This is a genomic window from Tranquillimonas alkanivorans, from assembly GCF_900115595.1.
GTDB classification, from domain to species: Bacteria; Pseudomonadota; Alphaproteobacteria; order Rhodobacterales; family Rhodobacteraceae; genus Tranquillimonas; species Tranquillimonas alkanivorans.
The window spans coordinates 271,633-288,152 of record NZ_FOXA01000002.1; the positions used below are offsets into that span (position 1 = coordinate 271,633).

A 16,520-nucleotide genomic window follows, 5' to 3' on the forward strand; every position below is an offset into this window, starting at 1 on the left:
CGCGATCAGCGGTAGGTCACCGCGCGGCAGGCGTCCACGACCTCGTCGGTGGTCACCAGCGCCAGTTTCTCGAGGTTGGCGGCGTACGGCATGGGCACGTCCTTGCCGGTGCAGTTGATCACGGGCGCGTCGAGCCAGTCGAACGCCTCCTGCATCAGCACGGAGGTGATGTAGTTGCCGACCGAGCTTTGCGGGAAGCCTTCCTCGACCGTCACGCAACGATTGGTCTTCTTCACGCTCTCGATGATCGTGGCGGTGTCCATCGGGCGAATGGTGCGCAGGTCGATCACCTCGGCCTCGATCCCCTGCTCGGCCAGTTTCTCGGCGGCTTCGAGCGCATAGGTCATGCCGATGCCGAAGCTGACGATGGTGACGTCCGATCCCTCGCGCCAGATGCGGGCCTTGCCGATCGGCACGGTCCAGTCGTCCATCACCGGCACGTCGAACGAGCGGCCGTAGAGGATCTCGTTTTCCAGGAAGATCACCGGGTTCGGGTCGCGGATCGCGGACTTGAGCAGTCCCTTGGCGTCGTCGGCGGCATAGGGCTGCACGACCTTGAGGCCGGGGATGTGCGAATACCACGCGGCATAGTCCTGGCTGTGCTGCGCCGCCACGCGCGCCGCCGCGCCGTTGGGGCCGCGGAACACGATGGGGCAGCCCATCTGGCCGCCGGACATGTAGAGCGTCTTGGCCGCCGAGTTGATGATCTGGTCGATCGCCTGCATGGCGAAGTTGAAGGTCATGAACTCGACAATGGGCTTGAGGCCGCCGAAGGCCGCGCCCACCGCGATGCCGGTGAAGCCGTGCTCGGTGATCGGCGTGTCGATCACACGGCGCGCGCCGAACTCGTCAAGCAGCCCCTGCGACACCTTGTAGGCGCCCTGGTACTCGGCGACTTCCTCGCCCTGGAGATACACCTCTTCGTCGCGCCGCATCTCTTCGGCCATGGCGTCGCGCAGGGCTTCACGCACGGTGGTCTTGCGCATCTCGGTCCCCGGCGGCACCTCGATCTCCGGCGCGGCCTTCGGCTGCGCCGGGGCAGGGTGGGCGCGGCTGTCGGACGGCATGTCCTCGGACGACGGCGGCTCGGTCGCGGGTGTCGCGGCCTCGCTGACCTGGATGTCGTCGGCGCTTTCGCCCTCGGCCGCGATCACGGCGATGGGCGAACCCACGGCGACGCCCTCGGTCCCCTCGGGGATCAGGATCTTCGCGACGACGCCTTCATCGACGGCCTCGAATTCCATCGTCGCCTTGTCGGTCTCGATCTCGGCGAGGATGTCGCCCGAGTTCACGCTGTCGCCTTCCTTGACCAGCCACTTGGCCAGCGTGCCCTCCTCCATCGTCGGCGAGAGGGCGGGCATCAGGACTTCGGTTGCCATGTGTCAGAGGTCTCCCTTGGCACGGGTGTCGGCGGCGCGCATCTCAGGCCCCCGCATAGATGTCGGTGTAAAGCTCGTCCACGGACGGCTCGGGGCTCTCGCGCGAGAAATCGGCGGCCTCGTTGACCGTGTCCTTGATCTCCTTGTCGATGGCCTTGAGCTCATCCTCGGAGGCATGGTTGCCCGTCAGGAGAAGCTGGCGCACGTGCTCGATCGCATCGCGCTCCTCGCGCATCTTCTGGACTTCTTCGCGGGTGCGGTACTTGGCCGGGTCCGACATGGAGTGGCCGCGGTAGCGATAGGTCTTCACCTCGAGGATGTAGGGTCCGTTGCCCGCGCGGCAGTGCGCGACGGCCTTCTCGCCGGCGGCCTTCACCGCGAGCACGTCCATGCCGTCGACCTCTTCGCCCTCGATGCCGTAGGCCGCGCCGCGTTCCCACAGGCTGGGCGACTTCGTCGAACGCTTGACGCTCGTGCCCATCGCGTACTGGTTGTTCTCGATCACGAAGACCACCGGCAGGTCCCACAGCTCGGCCATGTTGTAGGTCTCGTAAACCTGGCCCTGGTTCGCCGCGCCGTCGCCGAAATAGGTGAAGGTCACCCGGTCGGTGCCCCGGTACTTGTCCGAGAAGGCGAGCCCCGCGCCGATGGGCACCTGCGCACCGACGATGCCGTGCCCGCCGTAGAAGTGCTTCTCCTTCGAGAACATGTGCATGGAGCCGCCCTTGCCCTTGGAGTAGCCCCCCTCGCGGCCCGTGAGTTCGGCCATCACGCCCTTGGGATCCATCCCGCAGGCCAGCATGTGCCCGTGGTCGCGGTAGGAGGTCACGCGCTTGTCGCCCTCGTCGGCGGCGGCTTCGAGCCCGACGACGACGGCCTCCTGCCCGATGTAGAGGTGGCAGAAGCCCCCGATGAGTCCCATGCCGTAAAGCTGTCCGGCCTTCTCCTCGAAGCGGCGGATCAGCAGCATGTCGCGATAATAGGCAAGCAGTTCGTCCTTCGAGACGTTCGCCTGCTTGGCGGGTTTCCTGGCGGCCATAAGAGGCGGTCCCTCCGTCATCCGGGAAATTGGTTCAGTATTAAACCATTTCACAGGATGCGGGAGATGAAAAGGGGGTGCGCCGGGGTCAGTGTCTTCAGAGCGGCAGGTCTCACCGACGGCGCAGGTGATCGGGAGGCGCCCGCTTCCGCGGGCATGACAGAGGGCGAAGGCGCGCCGTTCCGCACCCTGTCATCCCCGCGCAAGCGGGGATCTCTCACCGTCAGAGCAGAAGGCCCACACGCCGACTTCCGCAGGCAGACAAGAGAGCGCGCGAACGCGCTCGCCCGCGCCTCAGCGCAGCACGATCTCGTCCGCGCGCACCATGCCCAGGACGTCGCGCGCCTGCTCGTCCAGAAGATCGAGGTCGAGATAGGCGTCCGACAGCCGCCGCGTCTTGTTGGAAAGCTTCGCCACCTCGGCCTCGAGCCCGGCGAGCTCGTCCCTCAGCTCGGCGGCCTCGGCATCGATCTGGACGCGTCGGAAGATGCCATAGTCGCCCTGCACGCTGGCATAGGTGAAATACATGCCCAGCACGAAGGCGAGCGAGAAATAGACGACCACGCCGATGGCGGGTCTGCTGCGGGAATGGGTCACTGCACGGCCTCTCGGTCACGGCCTCTGGCGGGCCTTTCGAGGCAGCATGCCACAGGGCGGCGCGTCAGGGAATCCCCTTCGTGACGCAGCGGCGCGCTTCGGCGCGGGGCGCGGCGGCGCTAGGCTCGAGGAAGGGAGGACAGCCGATGCAGCCCAAAGCCGATCTGCCGACGCACGAGGTGACGAACCAGCCGGAGCCGCCCCGCGACCTCGACCTCTGGACCTCCGACCCGGTGCTGCGCGACCACGCAACCGGCGCCGGGGCCGAGGCACTGGCCGCCCATGCGCGCACGCTGGGATCGGCCGAAGTGCGCGAGGCCGCACGCGACGCCGAACGCCACCCGCCCGAGCTGCGGCTCTTCGACCGCGGCGGGCGGCGGATGGACGAGGTCGCCTTTCACCCCGGCTATCACCGGCTGATGGAGCTGGGGCTGAGCGCGGGCTACGCCGCCGCGCCCTGGGACGGAGGCTCGCACGTCGAGCACGCGGCGCTGGTCTACCTGCACAGCCAGGTGGAACCCGGCACGTGCTGCCCGATGACCATGACCTACGCCGCCGTGCCCGCGCTCGACGCCGACCCGGAGCTCGCGGCGGTATGGCGGCCGAAGCTGACGGCGCGCTGCCACGACTCGTCGGTCGCACCGGTCACCGCGAAACGTGCCGCGACGCTGGGCATGGCGATGACGGAAAAGCAGGGCGGCTCGGACGTGCGCGCCAACACCACCCGCGCCGAACCGGCGGACGGCGCGTACCGGCTGACCGGTCACAAGTGGTTCTGCTCGGCCCCCATGTCCGACGGCTTCCTGACGCTGGCGCAGGCGCCCGGCGGTCTCACCTGCTTTCTTGTGCCCCGGTGGCTCGAGGGCGGGCGCAACGCCATCCACCTGATGCGGCTCAAGGACAAGCTCGGCAACCGCGCCAACGCCTCGGCCGAGATCGAGTATCATGGTGCGCTGGCCCACCGGCTGGGCGAGGAGGGGCAGGGCGTGCGCACCATCATCGAGATGGTGCACCACACCCGGCTCGACACCGCCATGGCGCCCGCCGGCCTGATGCGCGCCGCGCTGGCCGAGGCGCAGCGCTGGACCGCCCGCCGCACCGCCTTCCAGCGCAAGCTGATCGACCAACCGCTGATGCGCAGCGTGCTGGCCGACCTCGCGCTCGACTGGGAGGGGGCGACGGCGCTCGCCTTCCGCGTCGCCCGCGCCTTCGACGCGGACGAGCGACCCTTCGCGCGCATCGCCGTGGCGCTGGCCAAGTTCCTCAACAACAAGCTCTGTCCCGGCGTGACCTACGAGGCGATGGAGGCGCTCGGCGGCATGGGCTATGTCGAGGACACGCCGCTGCCGATGCTCTACCGCGAGGCGCCGCTGAACTCGATCTGGGAAGGCTCGGGAAACGTCATCTGCCTCGACATCCTGCGCACGCTCGCGCGCGACCCCGAGGCCGCCGCGGCGCTCGCCGCCGACCTCGACGCCGCGCGTGGCGTCGACCGCCGCTTCGATGCCGCCGTGGGCGACTACCGCGCCCGCTGGACCGGCTCGCCGGGCGAGGCCGAAGCCCGCCTCTTCGCCGAACGCAGCGCCACGCTCCTGACGGCGTCCGTGCTCCTGCGCACCGCACCTCCGGCCGTCGCCGACGCCTACTGCGCCACGCGCCTCACCGGCGATCGGGGCCGCCTTGCCGGCAGTCTTCCGGCGCTCGATGTCACCGCCATCCTCTCACGCCTGGACAACGCTTGAAGGCTGCATCTTCGGTCCTGAAATATCCTCGGGGGTTCGGGGGCAGACAGCCCCCGGCCGCGCCGCAGGCGCGCTCCAAAATAGAATGCGGGCCCCGAAGGGCCCGCACCGCTTGCTTCACCGGATGAAGCCGAAGCTCACTCCTGGCCCTTGTAGATCGCCACCAGCTTGTCGAACATCGCCAGCGCGTCCTCGCGCGAGCGCTGGAACGAGTTGCGGCCGATGATCGAGCCGTTGCCGCCGCCGTCGCGGATTGCGCGGGCGTCCTCGTAGACCGCATCCTCGCCCTTCTTCGCGCCGCCCGAGAAGACGATCAGGCGCTTGCCGTCGAAGGCCGAGCGCACGCATTCCTTGACGCGGGCGGCCTGGGTCGAGATGTCGATGTTCTGCTCCTCGAACACCTTCTTGGCCTCGGGCTGTTCGAGGTGGTCGGTCGACAGCTTCACCTTGATGATGTGGGCGCCCAGGAGCGCGGCGATATGGGCGGCATAGGCGCCGATGTCGGCCGCCGTCTCGCCCTCTTTCGAAATCGCCTCGCCGCGCGGATAGGACCAGATGACGGTCGCCACGCCCTTGGCGGCGGCTTCCTTCCGCATCTCGACGATCTCCTCGAACATGTCGAGCGCCATGTCCGAGCCGGGATAGATGGTGAAGCCGATGGCCGCGCAGCCCAGCCGCAGCGCGTCGTCCACGCTGGCCGTCACCGCCTGGTTCTTCCCGGCGGTCGAGGACATGAGCGAGTTGGCGGAGTTGCACTTGAGGATCGTGGGGATCTGGCCCGCGAAGGTATCGGCCCCGGCCTCGAGCGGCCCCAGCGGCGCGGCATAGGCGTTCAGCCCCGCGTCGATGGCCAGTTGGTAGTGGTAGTGCGGGTCATAGGCTGGCGGGTTCGGCGCGAACGAACGGGCGGGGCCGTGCTCGAAGCCCTGGTCCACGGGCAGGATGATCATCTTGCCGGTGCCCTTGAGACGGCCGTGCATGAGCATCTGGCACAGCTTGCCTTTCACGCCGGGCGTCTCGCCCTCGTAATACGACAGGATTTTCTGGACGTTGCGCGAGGCTTTCATGCAAGGCTCCCTTCACCGAAATTTGACGTTGCACGCAGGCTTAGGAGACGGCGCGCCCGGGCGCAACGTCGGTGGCGCTAACACGCGCGCAATTCGGGCGATCCGGCGGGGGCGCCGCTGGATCGCCGGGTCTCAGCCTTCCAGCGCGGCGACGCCGGGCAGGGTCTTGCCCTCCATCCATTCCAGGAATGCGCCGCCCGCGGTCGAGACGTAGGTGAAGTTCCCGGCCGCGCCGGCCTTGTTGAGCGCCGCGACCGTGTCGCCGCCGCCGGCGACCGAGATCAGCTTGCCTTCGGTCGAAAGCTCGCCCGCGCGGGCGGCGGCGGCGTTGGTGGCGGCGTCGAAGGGCGCGATCTCGAACGCGCCCAGGGGGCCGTTCCAGATCAGCGTCTCGCAGCGTTCGAACACCTGGATGACATGCGCCACGCTGTCGGGGCCGGTGTCGAGGATCATGGCATCGTGGGGCACGTCCTCGACCTTCACCACCTCGCTCTCGGCGCCGGCCTTGAACTCGCGCGCCACGACCACGTCGCGGGGCAGCAGGATCTCGCAGCCTACCTCGGCGGCCTTGTCGGCGATCTGGCGGGCGGTGTCGGCGAGGTCGTGTTCGCACAGCGACTTTCCGACGTCGTAACCCTGCGCGGCGAGGAAGGTGTTGGCCATGCCGCCGCCGATCACCAGCGTGTTCACCTTGCGCGCGAGGTTGCTGAGCAAGTCGATCTTGGTCGACACCTTCGCCCCGCCCACGACCGCCACCACCGGGCGCTTGGGGTGGGCGAGCGCGGCCTCCAGCGCCTTCAGCTCCGCCGCCATAAGCCGGCCGGCGCAGGCGGGCAACAGGTGGGCCAGCGCCTCGGTCGAGGCGTGGGCGCGGTGGGCGGCCGAGAAGGCGTCGTTGCAATAGACGTCCCCGAGGGCCGCGAGCTCCTTGGCGAACTCGGGGTCGTTCTTCTCTTCTCCGGGGAAGAAGCGGACGTTTTCCAGCAGCAACACGTGGCCCGGCTCCAGCCCCGTGACGGCGGCGGCGAAGTCGCGCTCGGCGAAACGAACGTCGCGGCCGAGCGCCTTCGAGAGCGCGGGCAGCACCTGGCGCAGGCTCATCTCCGGCACGACCTTGCCCTTGGGACGACCGAAATGGGCCAGCAGCACCGGCTTGCCGCCCTTTTCGAGGATGTCGCGCACGGTGGGCACGATCCGCTCGATCCGCGTGGCGTCGGTCACGCGGCCGTCCTCGACGGGGACGTTGATGTCCACGCGGGTAAGCACGGTCTTGCCGTTCAGGTCCATCTCGTCGAGGCTTTTCCAGGCCATTGGGCGGCTCCTTTGACTTCGGGTCGCCTCTAGTCACCGCATTGGCGGGGGCAGGTCAATGCCGTGCGGGCGGTTGCGCGTCCCCCGCCCGGCCTCAAGCCGAAGGCGCCGGGCGAGCGCCTGCCCGTCCGGGCGGGCTGGCGCTTTGGCCACCGGCGCGCTCCGCACCGATGGAGTGCGGACCTGGCCACATTGAAGCGCGCCGCTCGGGCGTTGTCGCGCCACCCCACGGGCAGGCGCGCCCGGCACCGGTGCGCTGGATGACAGCGCCGAAGGCGCCGGGTGAGCGCCTGCCCGTCCGGGCGGGGTGGCGCTTTGGCCACAGGCGCGCCCCGCACCGATGGAGTGCGGACCTGGCCACCATAAACCGTGCCGCTCGGCCGTCGCTGCGCCATCCCACGGGCAGGCGCTCGCCCGGCAGCGGTGCGCGGGATGGGAACGCGCTGGCGCGGGCTTTCACCTTTCCCTCCGGCACGGCGGGCACTACGTTGCGCCGCAAGCTGACCGCACGAAGAAGGAGGCCCGCAATGGCCGAGATCAAGGACCCCGAGAACACCGTCGTCATCGAGCTCAAGGACGGCCCCGTCACCGTCGAGCTTCTGCCCGACGTGGCCCCCCAGCACGTCGCGCGCATGAAGGAGCTCGCGCGGTCGGGCGCCTATGACGGCGTCGTGTTCCACCGCGTGATCGAGGGCTTCATGGCCCAGACAGGCGACGTGAAGCACGGCAACGCCGACGGCGACTTCAACCTGCGCATGGCGGGCACGGGCGGGTCGGACCTGCCGAACCTGCCGGCGGAGTTCTCGAAGCTGCCGCATGACCGCGGCACCATCGGCGCGGCGCGTTCGCAGAACCCGAACTCGGCGAATTCGCAGTTCTTCATCAACTTCAAGGACAACCACTTCCTCAACGGCCAGTACACCGTCTACGGCCGCGTCATCGAGGGGATGGAGCATGTCGACGCCATCACCCGCGGCGAGCCGCCCCAGAACCCCGACAAGATGATCAGCGTGAAGGTGGCCGCCGATGCGTAAGCTCGTTCTGCTCGCCGCGCTCGCCGCCACCCCCGCCGCCGCCACCGAGCTCGAGATCGACGTCTCGGGCGAGGCAGAGGGCACGATCACCATCGACCTGTTCGAGGACGTGGCCCCCCAGCACGTCGAGCGCATCACCACGCTCGCCGAGGAGGGTGCCTATGACGACGTGGTCTTCCACCGCGTGATCGACGGCTTCATGGCGCAGACCGGCGATGTCGAGTTCGGGCGGATGGGCCAGGACATGCGCATGGCCGGCACCGGCGGGTCCGAGATGCCGGACCTGCCGCCCGAGTTCTCGGACATCTCGTTCGAGCGCGGCGTCGTCGGCATGGCCCGCTCGCAGGACCCGGCGAGCGCGAATTCGCAGTTCTTCATCATGTTCGCCCCCGCGCCACACCTGAACAACGAGTACACGGTCGTGGGCGAGGTCACCGGCGGGATGGACGTCGTAGACCAGATAAAGCGCGGCGAGGGGCGCGGCGGCGCGGTCCTGGGCCAGCCCGACGTGATGTCCGAGGTGCGCGTCGTGGAATGACCCCACCCCCGTCACGTCCGCGTGACAGGGGTGGGCAGGGGCGGGGCGCGGTGTCAGGCTTCCTTCGGGTCAATCGGAGGAGACCGACCATGCGCCTCGCCCTCGCGCTCGCCTGTGCCCTTGCGCTCGCCACCGCCGCCGCCGCCGAGCCAGAACGCTGGCGCGCGGAGTGGCCGCGCACCGACTTCTCCACTACCAGTGTCGGCGACTGGTCCGAGATCGTGTCGGGCGGCCCGCCCAGGGACGGCATCCCGGCGCTGAGCGACCCGGACTTCCTCCCGGTCGCCGCCGAAAGGCGGCTGTCGGACCGCGAGCCGGTGATCGCGGTCGAGCTGGGCGACGCGGCGCCTCGCGCCTATCCGATCCGCTATCTCATGTGGCACGAGATCGTGAACGACACCGCCGGGGGTTTGCCGATCGCGGTGACGTACTGCCCCTTTTGCAACTCGGGCCTGACCTTCGACCGCCGGCTCGACGGACGGACGCTGACCTTCGGGGTGAGCGGCAAGCTGCGCGCCTCGGACATGGTGATGTACGACCGCGAGACCGAAAGCTGGTGGCAGCAGGCGCTCGGCCGCGGGATCGTGGGCGAGATGACGGGCCGCGAGCTGCGGCTGCTGCCCACCTGGATGGAAAGCTGGGCGCAGTTCCGCGAGCGAAACCCCGAGGGCTTGGTGATGGCGCAGCCGGACTGGCCGCGCGCCTATGGCCGCAACCCCTACGCGGGCTACGACGGAGCGGCGCGGCCCTTCCTGTATTCCGGCGAGATGCCGCCCCACGGCATCCCCGCGCTCGCCCGCGTGGTGCGCGTGGGCGAGCGGGCATGGACCTTCGACCGCGTCCGGCGCGAGGGCGAGCTGCGCGAGGCCGGGGTGACGATCTCGTGGAGCGAGGGCCAAGCCTCGGCCCTCGACGCGCAGTCGATCGGGCAGGGGCGCGAAGTCGGCACCATCCGCGTACGCGACGGGCGGGGCCGAAACGTGCCGCACGACGTGCTGTTCGCCTTTGCCTTCCACGCGCTGTTCCCGCAGGGCGAGTGGATGCTGCCGAAATGAGGCGCTGACGCGCCGCGCCTTTTGGGGGCGCCGGGCCCGCGGCCCGGCGCGGTGCCTCCGGCGGGGATATTTCCAGACCGAAGATGAGCAGGCGCGGCGCGGGGCGGCCGGCGTTTCGCAAGGGCGCGCTTGGGGCGCCGTCGCTTGACTTCCGGGAGACCGGGTGGTGCGTGGCGCGGATGGAGCGGAAGGATCATATCGACGGCTTCGCGGCCGTGTCGCTGGTGGCATTCGCGCTGGTGCTGGGCTTCAACCAGGTCGTGATCAAGGTGGTCAACGAGGGGCTGCAGCCGGTGTTCTTCGCTGGCCTGCGCTCGGCCGGGGCGGCCGTGTGCCTGTGGCTCTGGATGGTGTTTCGAGGCGTGCCGCGGGATTTCTCGCAGGCCGGGCCGGGGCTGCTGATCGGGCTGTGCTTCTCGGTCGAGTTCCTGATGCTGTTCATCGCGCTCGACCTGACGACTGTGGCGCGGGCGAGCGTGCTGTTCTACTCGATGCCGGTCTGGCTGGCGCTGGCCGCGCATGCGCTGCTGCCGGGCGAACGGATCGGCGGCATGAAGGCGGCGGGGCTGGCGCTGGCCTTCGCCGGCGTGGCCTGGGCCATCCTCGACCGGCCGTCGGGCGGGCAGGGGTCGCTGGCGGGCGACCTGTGTGCCCTTGGCGGCGCGTTAGGCTGGGCCGGCATTGCGCTGACGGCGCGGGCGACACGGCTGAGCGCGGCGCGGCCCGAGATGCAGCTTCTGTGGCAGGTCCTGGTCTCGGCCCCGATCTTGCTGATCGCCGCGCCGTTCTTCGGCCCGCTGGTGCGGGACCTGGCGCCGGTGCACCTGGCGGGGCTGGGCTTCCAGGTCGTCGTGGTGGTGACGGCGGGCTTCCTGTTCTGGATGTGGCTGATCTCGCGCTACCCGGCCTCGGGCGTGGCGTCGTTCAGCTTCCTCTCGCCCGTCTTCGGCGCGGGCCTCGGCTGGTTGCTTCTGGGCGAGGAGATCGGTGCGGGGTTGCTAGGCGCGCTGGCGCTGGTGGCGATTGGGCTGGTGCTGATCAACCGCCCGCGCCGGGACCCTCAGGTGCCGCAGAAGGTCTGACGCACCTCCTCGTCCGCACTGGGTGGCTGCGCCAGTTCGGCGTCGTCGCGCGTCGGGTCGGTCAGCGCTTCGGTCAGCCGGTGGAAGGGGGCGAGATCGCCGCCCACCGCCGCCTCGATCGCCTGTTCGATGCGGTGGTTGCGCGGGATGATTCGCGGGTTCGCCCGGCGCATGGCGGCGTCGTCCGCGCCGCGGGCGCGGCGGGCTTGCCACGCCTCGGCCCAGCCATCGAACGCGGCGGGGTCGGGAAAGGCGTCGCGGGCGGTGCCGTCGGTGAGCGCGGCGAAGGTGTTGGTGAAGTCCGCGCCGGTGGCCGCCATGCGGTCGAGCAGCGCCTGGATCAGCTCGGCATCGCCGTCTTCCTCTCCGGCCAGGCCCAGCTTGGCGCGGAAGACGCGCAGCCACGCGGCGGCGAAGACATCGGGGAAGCGGTGCACCGCCTGCGTCGCCGTCTCGACCGCCGCGTCGCGGTCGTCGTCGATGAGCGGCAGAAGGCAGGTGGCGAACTGCGCGAGGTTCCACACCGCGATGTCGGGCTGGCGGGCATAGGCGTAGCGGCCGAAGCGATCGATGGACGAGAACACCTTCTCCGGGTGGTAGGCGTCCATGAAGGCGCAGGGGCCGTAGTCGATGGTCTCGCCCGCGACGCTCATGTTGTCGGTGTTCATCACGCCGTGGATGAAGCCCACGCCCAGCCACTGCGCCACAAGCTCGGCCTGCGCGTCGATCACCGCGTTCAGAAGGCCGAGCGCGCCGTCGGCCTGCGGGTAATGGCGCGCGAGGACGTGGTCCGTCAGGGCGCGCAGGGCGTCGGTGTCCTGCCGCGCGGCGAAGAACTGGAAGGTGCCCACGCGGATGTGGCTGCGGGCCACGCGGGTCAGCACCGCGCCGGGCAGGTTCATCTCGCGGATCACCGCCTCGCCCGTGGTCACGGCGGCCAGGGCGCGGGTGGTGGGGATGCCGAGAACGTGCATCGCCTCGGACACCACGTATTCGCGCAGGACGGGGCCGAGCCACGCGCGTCCGTCGCCCCGGCGCGAAAACGGCGTGGGGCCCGAGCCCTTGAGCTGGATGTCGCGGCGAACGCCGTCGACATCCACGACCTCGCCCAGAAGCAGCGCACGGCCGTCGCCCAGTTGCGGCACCCAGCCGCCGAACTGGTGGCCGGCATAGGCCTGCGCCAGCGGGTCGGCCCCATTGGGCACCGCGTTGCCCGCCAGCACGGCGAGACCATCGGGGCTTTCCAGCGCATCGGCGTCGATTCGCAGGTGCCGGGCAAGGTCGCGGTTCACCCGGATCAGCCCCGGCGCGCGCACCGGCGCGGGCGGCTGTCGTACGTAGAAGCGTTCGGGCAGCCGGGCATAGCTGTTGTCGAAGTCGAAATGGACGGTCATGCGCGCTCTCCTTCGTCCCTGACGTAGGGGGCCGAGGCGCCGTGTGCCAGCCGCGGATCACGCAAACGCGAGTTGCCGCTCCGTCAGCGGGCCTAACTTCCATCGGCATCCGCAACCGCCGAGGAGGACGAACATGCGACCCGAAGCCCGCAACGGCAACCGGATCAAGGACCGCGCCGAGTTCAAGACCAAGCCCCGGCCCCTGACATTTTCGGCCGACGCCACCGTCGCCGAAGCCGTGGCGGCCATGACCGAGCGAAACTACGGCTCGGTGATCATCGTGGACGCCGACGACAAGGTGCAGGGCGTGATGACCGAGCGCGACGTGATGCGAAAGATCGTCAACGAGGGGCGCGACGCCAAGATGACGCAGCTGGGCGAGGTGATGACCCGCGACCCCCGGCTCGCGCACGAGGACGACGACGTGGTCGACTGGCTGCGCATCATGTCGAACGAACGCTTCCGCCGGCTGCCGGTCGTGGACGGCGAGGGGCGCATCAAGGCGGTGTTCACCCAGGGCGACTTCGTCAGCTTCACCTGGCCGGACCTGATGCACCAGGCGACGCAGATCGGGAAGGCGACGCTCAGCCGGAACTTCCCCACCGCGCTGATCGGCGGCGGGGTGATGGTCTATACCCTGCTGATGGTCGTGGTGCTGGGCGTCGTTCTCTAGAACATGCGCGTCAGCGGCAGCCGGCCGTCGCGGGCGCGGAACCCCAGCCGCTTGTAGAGAGCGTGGGCGCGCGGCGCGTCCTGCGGGACCTCGAGGTGCAGCGCCTTGAGCCCGTGGCGGGCGAGGGCGGGCATCAGGCGCGACAGAGCCTCGGAGCCCATGCCGCGTCCGCGCACGCCTTCGCGGATGAAGAACTCGTCCACGGTGCCGGTCAGCCCCCCGCGCGTCACCGACCAGCCGAACGAGATGACGATGTAGCCCACCGGGCTTTTCGGCGGACCGATCAGGTAGGCGACGCCGTGCGGCGTACCGCCCAGGAGCGGCTCGAGCGCGGCGCGGGTCGCCTCGGCGTCCTGCTCGATGCCGGCATGGGCGTGGTAGGCGCCGACCAGCCGGGTGAGCCGGTCGAGGTCGTCGTCCTGCGCAAGGGTGAGGGTTACACTCACAGGCGGGCCAGCCTTTCGGTCAGGAGGGTGAAGAAGCCGTCGGCGTCAAGGTCGCCGATAAAGGTGGCATTCTTCGCGCGATCTGTCACGCCCCACCAGTCGGCGACGGTCATGCCGCGGGTGAGGTCCGAGACCGTCTCGATCTCGACGTTGATGTGGCGGCCCGAGAACAGGTCGGACCGCAGAAGATACGCCGTCACGCAGGGGTCGTGCAGCGGCGCACCCTCCGAGCCGTATTTCTCCTTGTCGAAGCGTTCGAAGAAATCGGTCATCTCGGCCACGGCAACGCCCACGGGCGAGCCGAGGTTTCGGAAGGCGTCGTTGCGGGCCTTGGTGACCAGCGCCTTGTGCGTGACGTCGAGCGGCATGACCACCAGCGGCACGCCGGATTTGAACACGATGTCAGCGGCTTCCGGGTCGACGTAGATGTTGAACTCGGCCGCGGGCGTGATGTTGCCGACCTCGAAATACGCGCCGCCCATCAGCACGATTTCCTGCACCCGCTCGACGATGTCTGGGGCGCGCTGGAAGGCGGCGGCAACGTTGGTCAGTGGTCCGAGCGGGCAGAGCGTCACGGTCCCGACCGGCTCGGTGCGCAGCGTGTCGATGATGAAATCGACGGCGTGCTGGTCCTGGAGCGGCATCTCGGGGTCGGGCAGGGTAGGGCCGTCGAGCCCGGTCTTGCCGTGCACGTGCTCGGCGGTGACCAGGGGGCGCTTCAGCGGCGCGTCGCAGCCGGCGAAGACCTTCACGCCGGTCTTGCCCGCCAGTTCGCAGACGATGCGGGCGTTCTTCGCCGTCAGTTCGAGCGGCACGTTGCCGGCGACGGCGGTGATGCCGAGGACGTCCAGCTCGTCGGGGCTGGCGAGGGCGAGCAGGATGGCGACGGCGTCGTCCTGCCCGGGGTCGGTGTCGATGATGATCTTGCGCGCCATGCGTTTCTCCTGCCGCTCATCGCTTCCTCGGGGCGCTCTTCGCGAGACCAGAGGAAGCGTGGAGCACGTGCCTTACCTGCTCAGCGCGTCGAGGATGCGCGCCCAGCTGCGAATGCCCTTGTGGAAGCTCGTCATGTCGTACTTCTCGTTCGGGCTGTGGATGCGGTCGTCCTCGTTGGCGAAGCCGATCAGCATCGCGTCCATGCCGAGGATCTCCTTGAAGTGCCCGGCGATCGGGATCGAGCCGCCCATGCCGGCGAACACGGCCTCGCGGTTCCACTCGTCCGAGAGCGCCGCGCGCGCCTTCTCGAACTCGGGCCGGTCGGTGTTCATCACGGCCGCCGGGGCGCCGTCGATGTCGGTGTCCCAGGTCACGCGTGCGTCAGCGGGAAGCTGCGCCTCGACCTGGGCGCGAAGGTTCTTGCGCACCGCGTCCGGGTCCATGTCGCCCACCAGGCGGCAGGTGATTTTGCAGTGCGCCTCGGCCGGGATCACGGTCTTGCTGCCCGCGCCGGTATAGCCGCCCCACATGCCGTTGATCTCGAGCGTCGGGCGCGCCCATTGCTGTTCCAGCGTGGAATAGCCCTGCTCGCCGTGCGGACGTCTCATGCCGACGCTTTCGAGGTAGTCGCGCTCGTCGAAGCCCGAGGCCTCCCACTGGCGCAGCTGGTCCTTCGGCACCTCGTGCACGCCGTCATAGAAGTGCGGGACCGTCACGCGGCCCGTTTCGTCGTGGAAGGAGGCGACGATCTTCGCGATCTCGCGCAGCGGGTTGAGTGCCGGGCCGCCGTAGTGACCCGAGTGCAGGTCCATCTTCGGCCCGTGCAGCGTGAACTCGTCCTTGAGCATCCCGCGCAGCTGCGACGAGATCGACGGCACCCCCGGCGCGACCATCGAGGTGTCGCAGATCAGGGCGAGGCTCGCGGTCAGCTCCTCGGCGTTTTCCTGAAGGAACGGCACCAGCGAAGGCGAACCCGACTCTTCCTCGCCCTCGAACAGGAAGACGGTCGGGGGCAGGGTGCCGCCCGCCGCCTTCCAGGCGCGCACGGCCTCGACGAAGGTCATCAGCTGGCCCTTGTCGTCCGACGCCCCGCGCCCGCGGATCACCTTGCCGTTCTCCGTCTCCTCGATGGCCGGATCGAACGGGTCGCGGTTCCACAGCTCGAGAGGGTCCACCGGCTGCACGTCGTAATGCCCGTAGAACAGGATCGGCGTGCCTTCGCCGGGCAGGTGGCCCACGACCATCGGGCGTCCCGGCGTGACGCGCTTCTCGGCTTTCGCACCGATGCTGTGAAGGTCCTCGACCAGCCAGTCGGCCGCGCGATCGCAGTCGCCGGAATAGGCGGGATCGGTCGAAATCGACGGGATTCGAAGCAGTTCCATCAGCCGGTCGGTGGCCTTGGGCAGGTCTTCGTCTATATGATCGAGAACGGCTTGAAGCGTCATCGGGGGTCCTTCCTTGGTGCGCGCGCGACACTAACAGCCCGCCGTCCACTGTCCAGCGGGCGCGCGGCGACGGAAGAGGGGGAACAGGCATGCGGCAGCTCGTGGCGGCGGTTTTCTGCGTGGCGGCGGGGGCCGCCTCGGCGCAGGGGGTGGACGGGTCCGAGGCGCGCGCGCAGCTTTTCCCGCCGGAGCGCACGGGCTTGCAAATCTCTTCGCGCCTGGACGAGACCGAGCGCGACATCGTGCGCCGGCTGATCCCGTTGTTCGAAGAGCAGATGGGCCAGCCGATGCACTATTACGCGACCATTGCGTATTCGCCCGCCGACGGCCTGGTTTCGGAGAGCCTGCAGAGTGCGGTTGCCTATCACGACACCGACGCCGCCGACCGCGCCGCATTGTCGGCGTGCGAGGCCGCGGCGCAGTCGGGCGGATGCGAGGTGGCCGCGCGCGTTGTGCCGCGCGGATACGAGCCGCGCCCGCTTACGCTGTCTTCGCCCGCGACGGCGGCGTTCTTCGACAGCTACGTGCCGGCCGATGCACCCAAGGCGCTGGCGATCTCGCCCTCGACCGGCAAGTACGCCGTTGCCGACGGGCCGGACGCGACCGGCACAGCGATTGCGCGGTGCCGAGCCGAGGCGGGGGCGGCAGATTGTGTGGTTGCCATCAGCGATTGATCCAGATCATGGCCGCCATGCACAGGTCGCGGCAATTTGTTCCTGTTTTCCGGGGCCGGCGTCCATTATCTAGGCGCCAGGATCGAACGCCGGAGCACGGCAGGACGG

16 protein-coding genes are annotated in these 16,520 nt (G+C 69.4%); 7 read left to right on the forward strand and 9 right to left on the reverse strand.

The window, feature by feature from the left end; all coding sequences use genetic code 11:
* Positions 1–5 precede the first annotated feature (5 nt).
* The 3 genes from BM162_RS04845 to BM162_RS04855 form a co-directional block, all read right to left on the reverse strand.
* A complete protein-coding gene (locus tag BM162_RS04845) occupies positions 6–1,379 on the reverse strand; it encodes a pyruvate dehydrogenase complex E1 component subunit beta (protein WP_093418478.1) in 1,374 nt (457 codons plus the stop codon).
* Between the two features lie 43 nt (positions 1,380–1,422).
* The gene (pdhA, locus tag BM162_RS04850) at positions 1,423–2,418 is read right to left on the reverse strand and encodes a pyruvate dehydrogenase (acetyl-transferring) E1 component subunit alpha (protein WP_093418481.1); all 996 of its coding nucleotides are present in this window, start codon (positions 2,416–2,418) and stop codon (positions 1,423–1,425) included.
* A gap of 294 nt (positions 2,419–2,712) precedes the next feature.
* Positions 2,713–3,015, reverse strand: coding sequence for an FtsB family cell division protein (locus BM162_RS04855; protein ID WP_245759169.1), 303 nt, complete (start codon positions 3,013–3,015; stop codon positions 2,713–2,715).
* A gap of 146 nt (positions 3,016–3,161) precedes the next feature.
* On the opposite strand from BM162_RS04855, the gene BM162_RS04860 reads away from it, so the two are divergent.
* The gene (locus BM162_RS04860; RefSeq protein ID WP_093418484.1) at positions 3,162–4,757 is read left to right on the forward strand and encodes an acyl-CoA dehydrogenase family protein; all 1,596 of its coding nucleotides are present in this window, start codon (positions 3,162–3,164) and stop codon (positions 4,755–4,757) included.
* A gap of 137 nt (positions 4,758–4,894) precedes the next feature.
* On the opposite strand, the gene BM162_RS04865 is transcribed toward BM162_RS04860, so the two are convergent.
* Positions 4,895–5,824 (reverse strand): class I fructose-bisphosphate aldolase, encoded by a 930-nt coding sequence (locus tag BM162_RS04865; RefSeq protein ID WP_093418487.1) that lies wholly within the window; start codon positions 5,822–5,824, stop codon positions 4,895–4,897.
* A gap of 132 nt (positions 5,825–5,956) precedes the next feature.
* Positions 5,957–7,135 (reverse strand): phosphoglycerate kinase, encoded by a 1,179-nt coding sequence (locus BM162_RS04870; RefSeq protein WP_093418490.1) that lies wholly within the window; start codon positions 7,133–7,135, stop codon positions 5,957–5,959.
* 527 nt (positions 7,136–7,662) lie between these two features.
* On the opposite strand from BM162_RS04870, the gene BM162_RS04875 reads away from it, so the two are divergent.
* From BM162_RS04875 to BM162_RS04890, 4 genes are all read left to right on the forward strand, one after another.
* The gene (locus BM162_RS04875) at positions 7,663–8,169 is read left to right on the forward strand and encodes a peptidylprolyl isomerase (protein ID WP_093418493.1); all 507 of its coding nucleotides are present in this window, start codon (positions 7,663–7,665) and stop codon (positions 8,167–8,169) included.
* Entirely contained in the window at positions 8,162–8,707 is a 546-nt protein-coding gene (locus BM162_RS04880; RefSeq protein ID WP_093418496.1) for a peptidylprolyl isomerase, read from the forward strand. The genes BM162_RS04875 and BM162_RS04880 overlap by 8 nt, the downstream gene beginning before the upstream one ends.
* An 89-nt stretch (positions 8,708–8,796) precedes the next feature.
* Complete coding sequence (locus BM162_RS04885) at positions 8,797–9,762, forward strand: DUF3179 domain-containing protein (RefSeq protein WP_093418499.1); 966 nt, start codon at positions 8,797–8,799, stop codon at positions 9,760–9,762.
* Positions 9,763–9,941: 179 nt separating this feature from the next.
* Positions 9,942–10,844, forward strand: coding sequence for a DMT family transporter (locus BM162_RS04890; RefSeq protein WP_093418690.1), 903 nt, complete (start codon positions 9,942–9,944; stop codon positions 10,842–10,844).
* Here the strand turns inward: BM162_RS04890 and BM162_RS04895 are convergent.
* Positions 10,823–12,238 (reverse strand): protein adenylyltransferase SelO, encoded by a 1,416-nt coding sequence (locus BM162_RS04895; protein ID WP_093418501.1) that lies wholly within the window; start codon positions 12,236–12,238, stop codon positions 10,823–10,825. The genes BM162_RS04890 and BM162_RS04895 overlap by 22 nt on opposite strands.
* Positions 12,239–12,371: 133 nt before the next feature.
* Between BM162_RS04895 and BM162_RS04900 the strand changes: the two genes are divergently transcribed.
* Positions 12,372–12,911: a CBS domain-containing protein gene (locus BM162_RS04900; protein WP_093418504.1), complete on the forward strand. Its 540-nt coding sequence runs from the start codon at positions 12,372–12,374 to the stop codon at positions 12,909–12,911.
* On the opposite strand, the gene BM162_RS04905 is transcribed toward BM162_RS04900, so the two are convergent.
* From BM162_RS04905 to BM162_RS04915, 3 genes are all read right to left on the reverse strand, one after another.
* Positions 12,908–13,357, reverse strand: coding sequence for a GNAT family N-acetyltransferase (locus BM162_RS04905; RefSeq protein ID WP_093418506.1), 450 nt, complete (start codon positions 13,355–13,357; stop codon positions 12,908–12,910). The genes BM162_RS04900 and BM162_RS04905 overlap by 4 nt on opposite strands.
* Positions 13,354–14,292 (reverse strand): nucleoside hydrolase, encoded by a 939-nt coding sequence (locus BM162_RS04910; RefSeq protein WP_093418509.1) that lies wholly within the window; start codon positions 14,290–14,292, stop codon positions 13,354–13,356. The genes BM162_RS04905 and BM162_RS04910 overlap by 4 nt, the downstream gene beginning before the upstream one ends.
* A 72-nt stretch (positions 14,293–14,364) precedes the next feature.
* A complete protein-coding gene (locus tag BM162_RS04915) occupies positions 14,365–15,738 on the reverse strand; it encodes a M20/M25/M40 family metallo-hydrolase (protein WP_093418511.1) in 1,374 nt (457 codons plus the stop codon).
* A gap of 89 nt (positions 15,739–15,827) precedes the next feature.
* Here BM162_RS04915 and BM162_RS04920 point away from each other — a divergent pair, with 89 nt between their 5' ends.
* Positions 15,828–16,412 (forward strand): hypothetical protein, encoded by a 585-nt coding sequence (locus BM162_RS04920; protein ID WP_093418514.1) that lies wholly within the window; start codon positions 15,828–15,830, stop codon positions 16,410–16,412.
* Positions 16,413–16,520 lie beyond the last annotated feature (108 nt).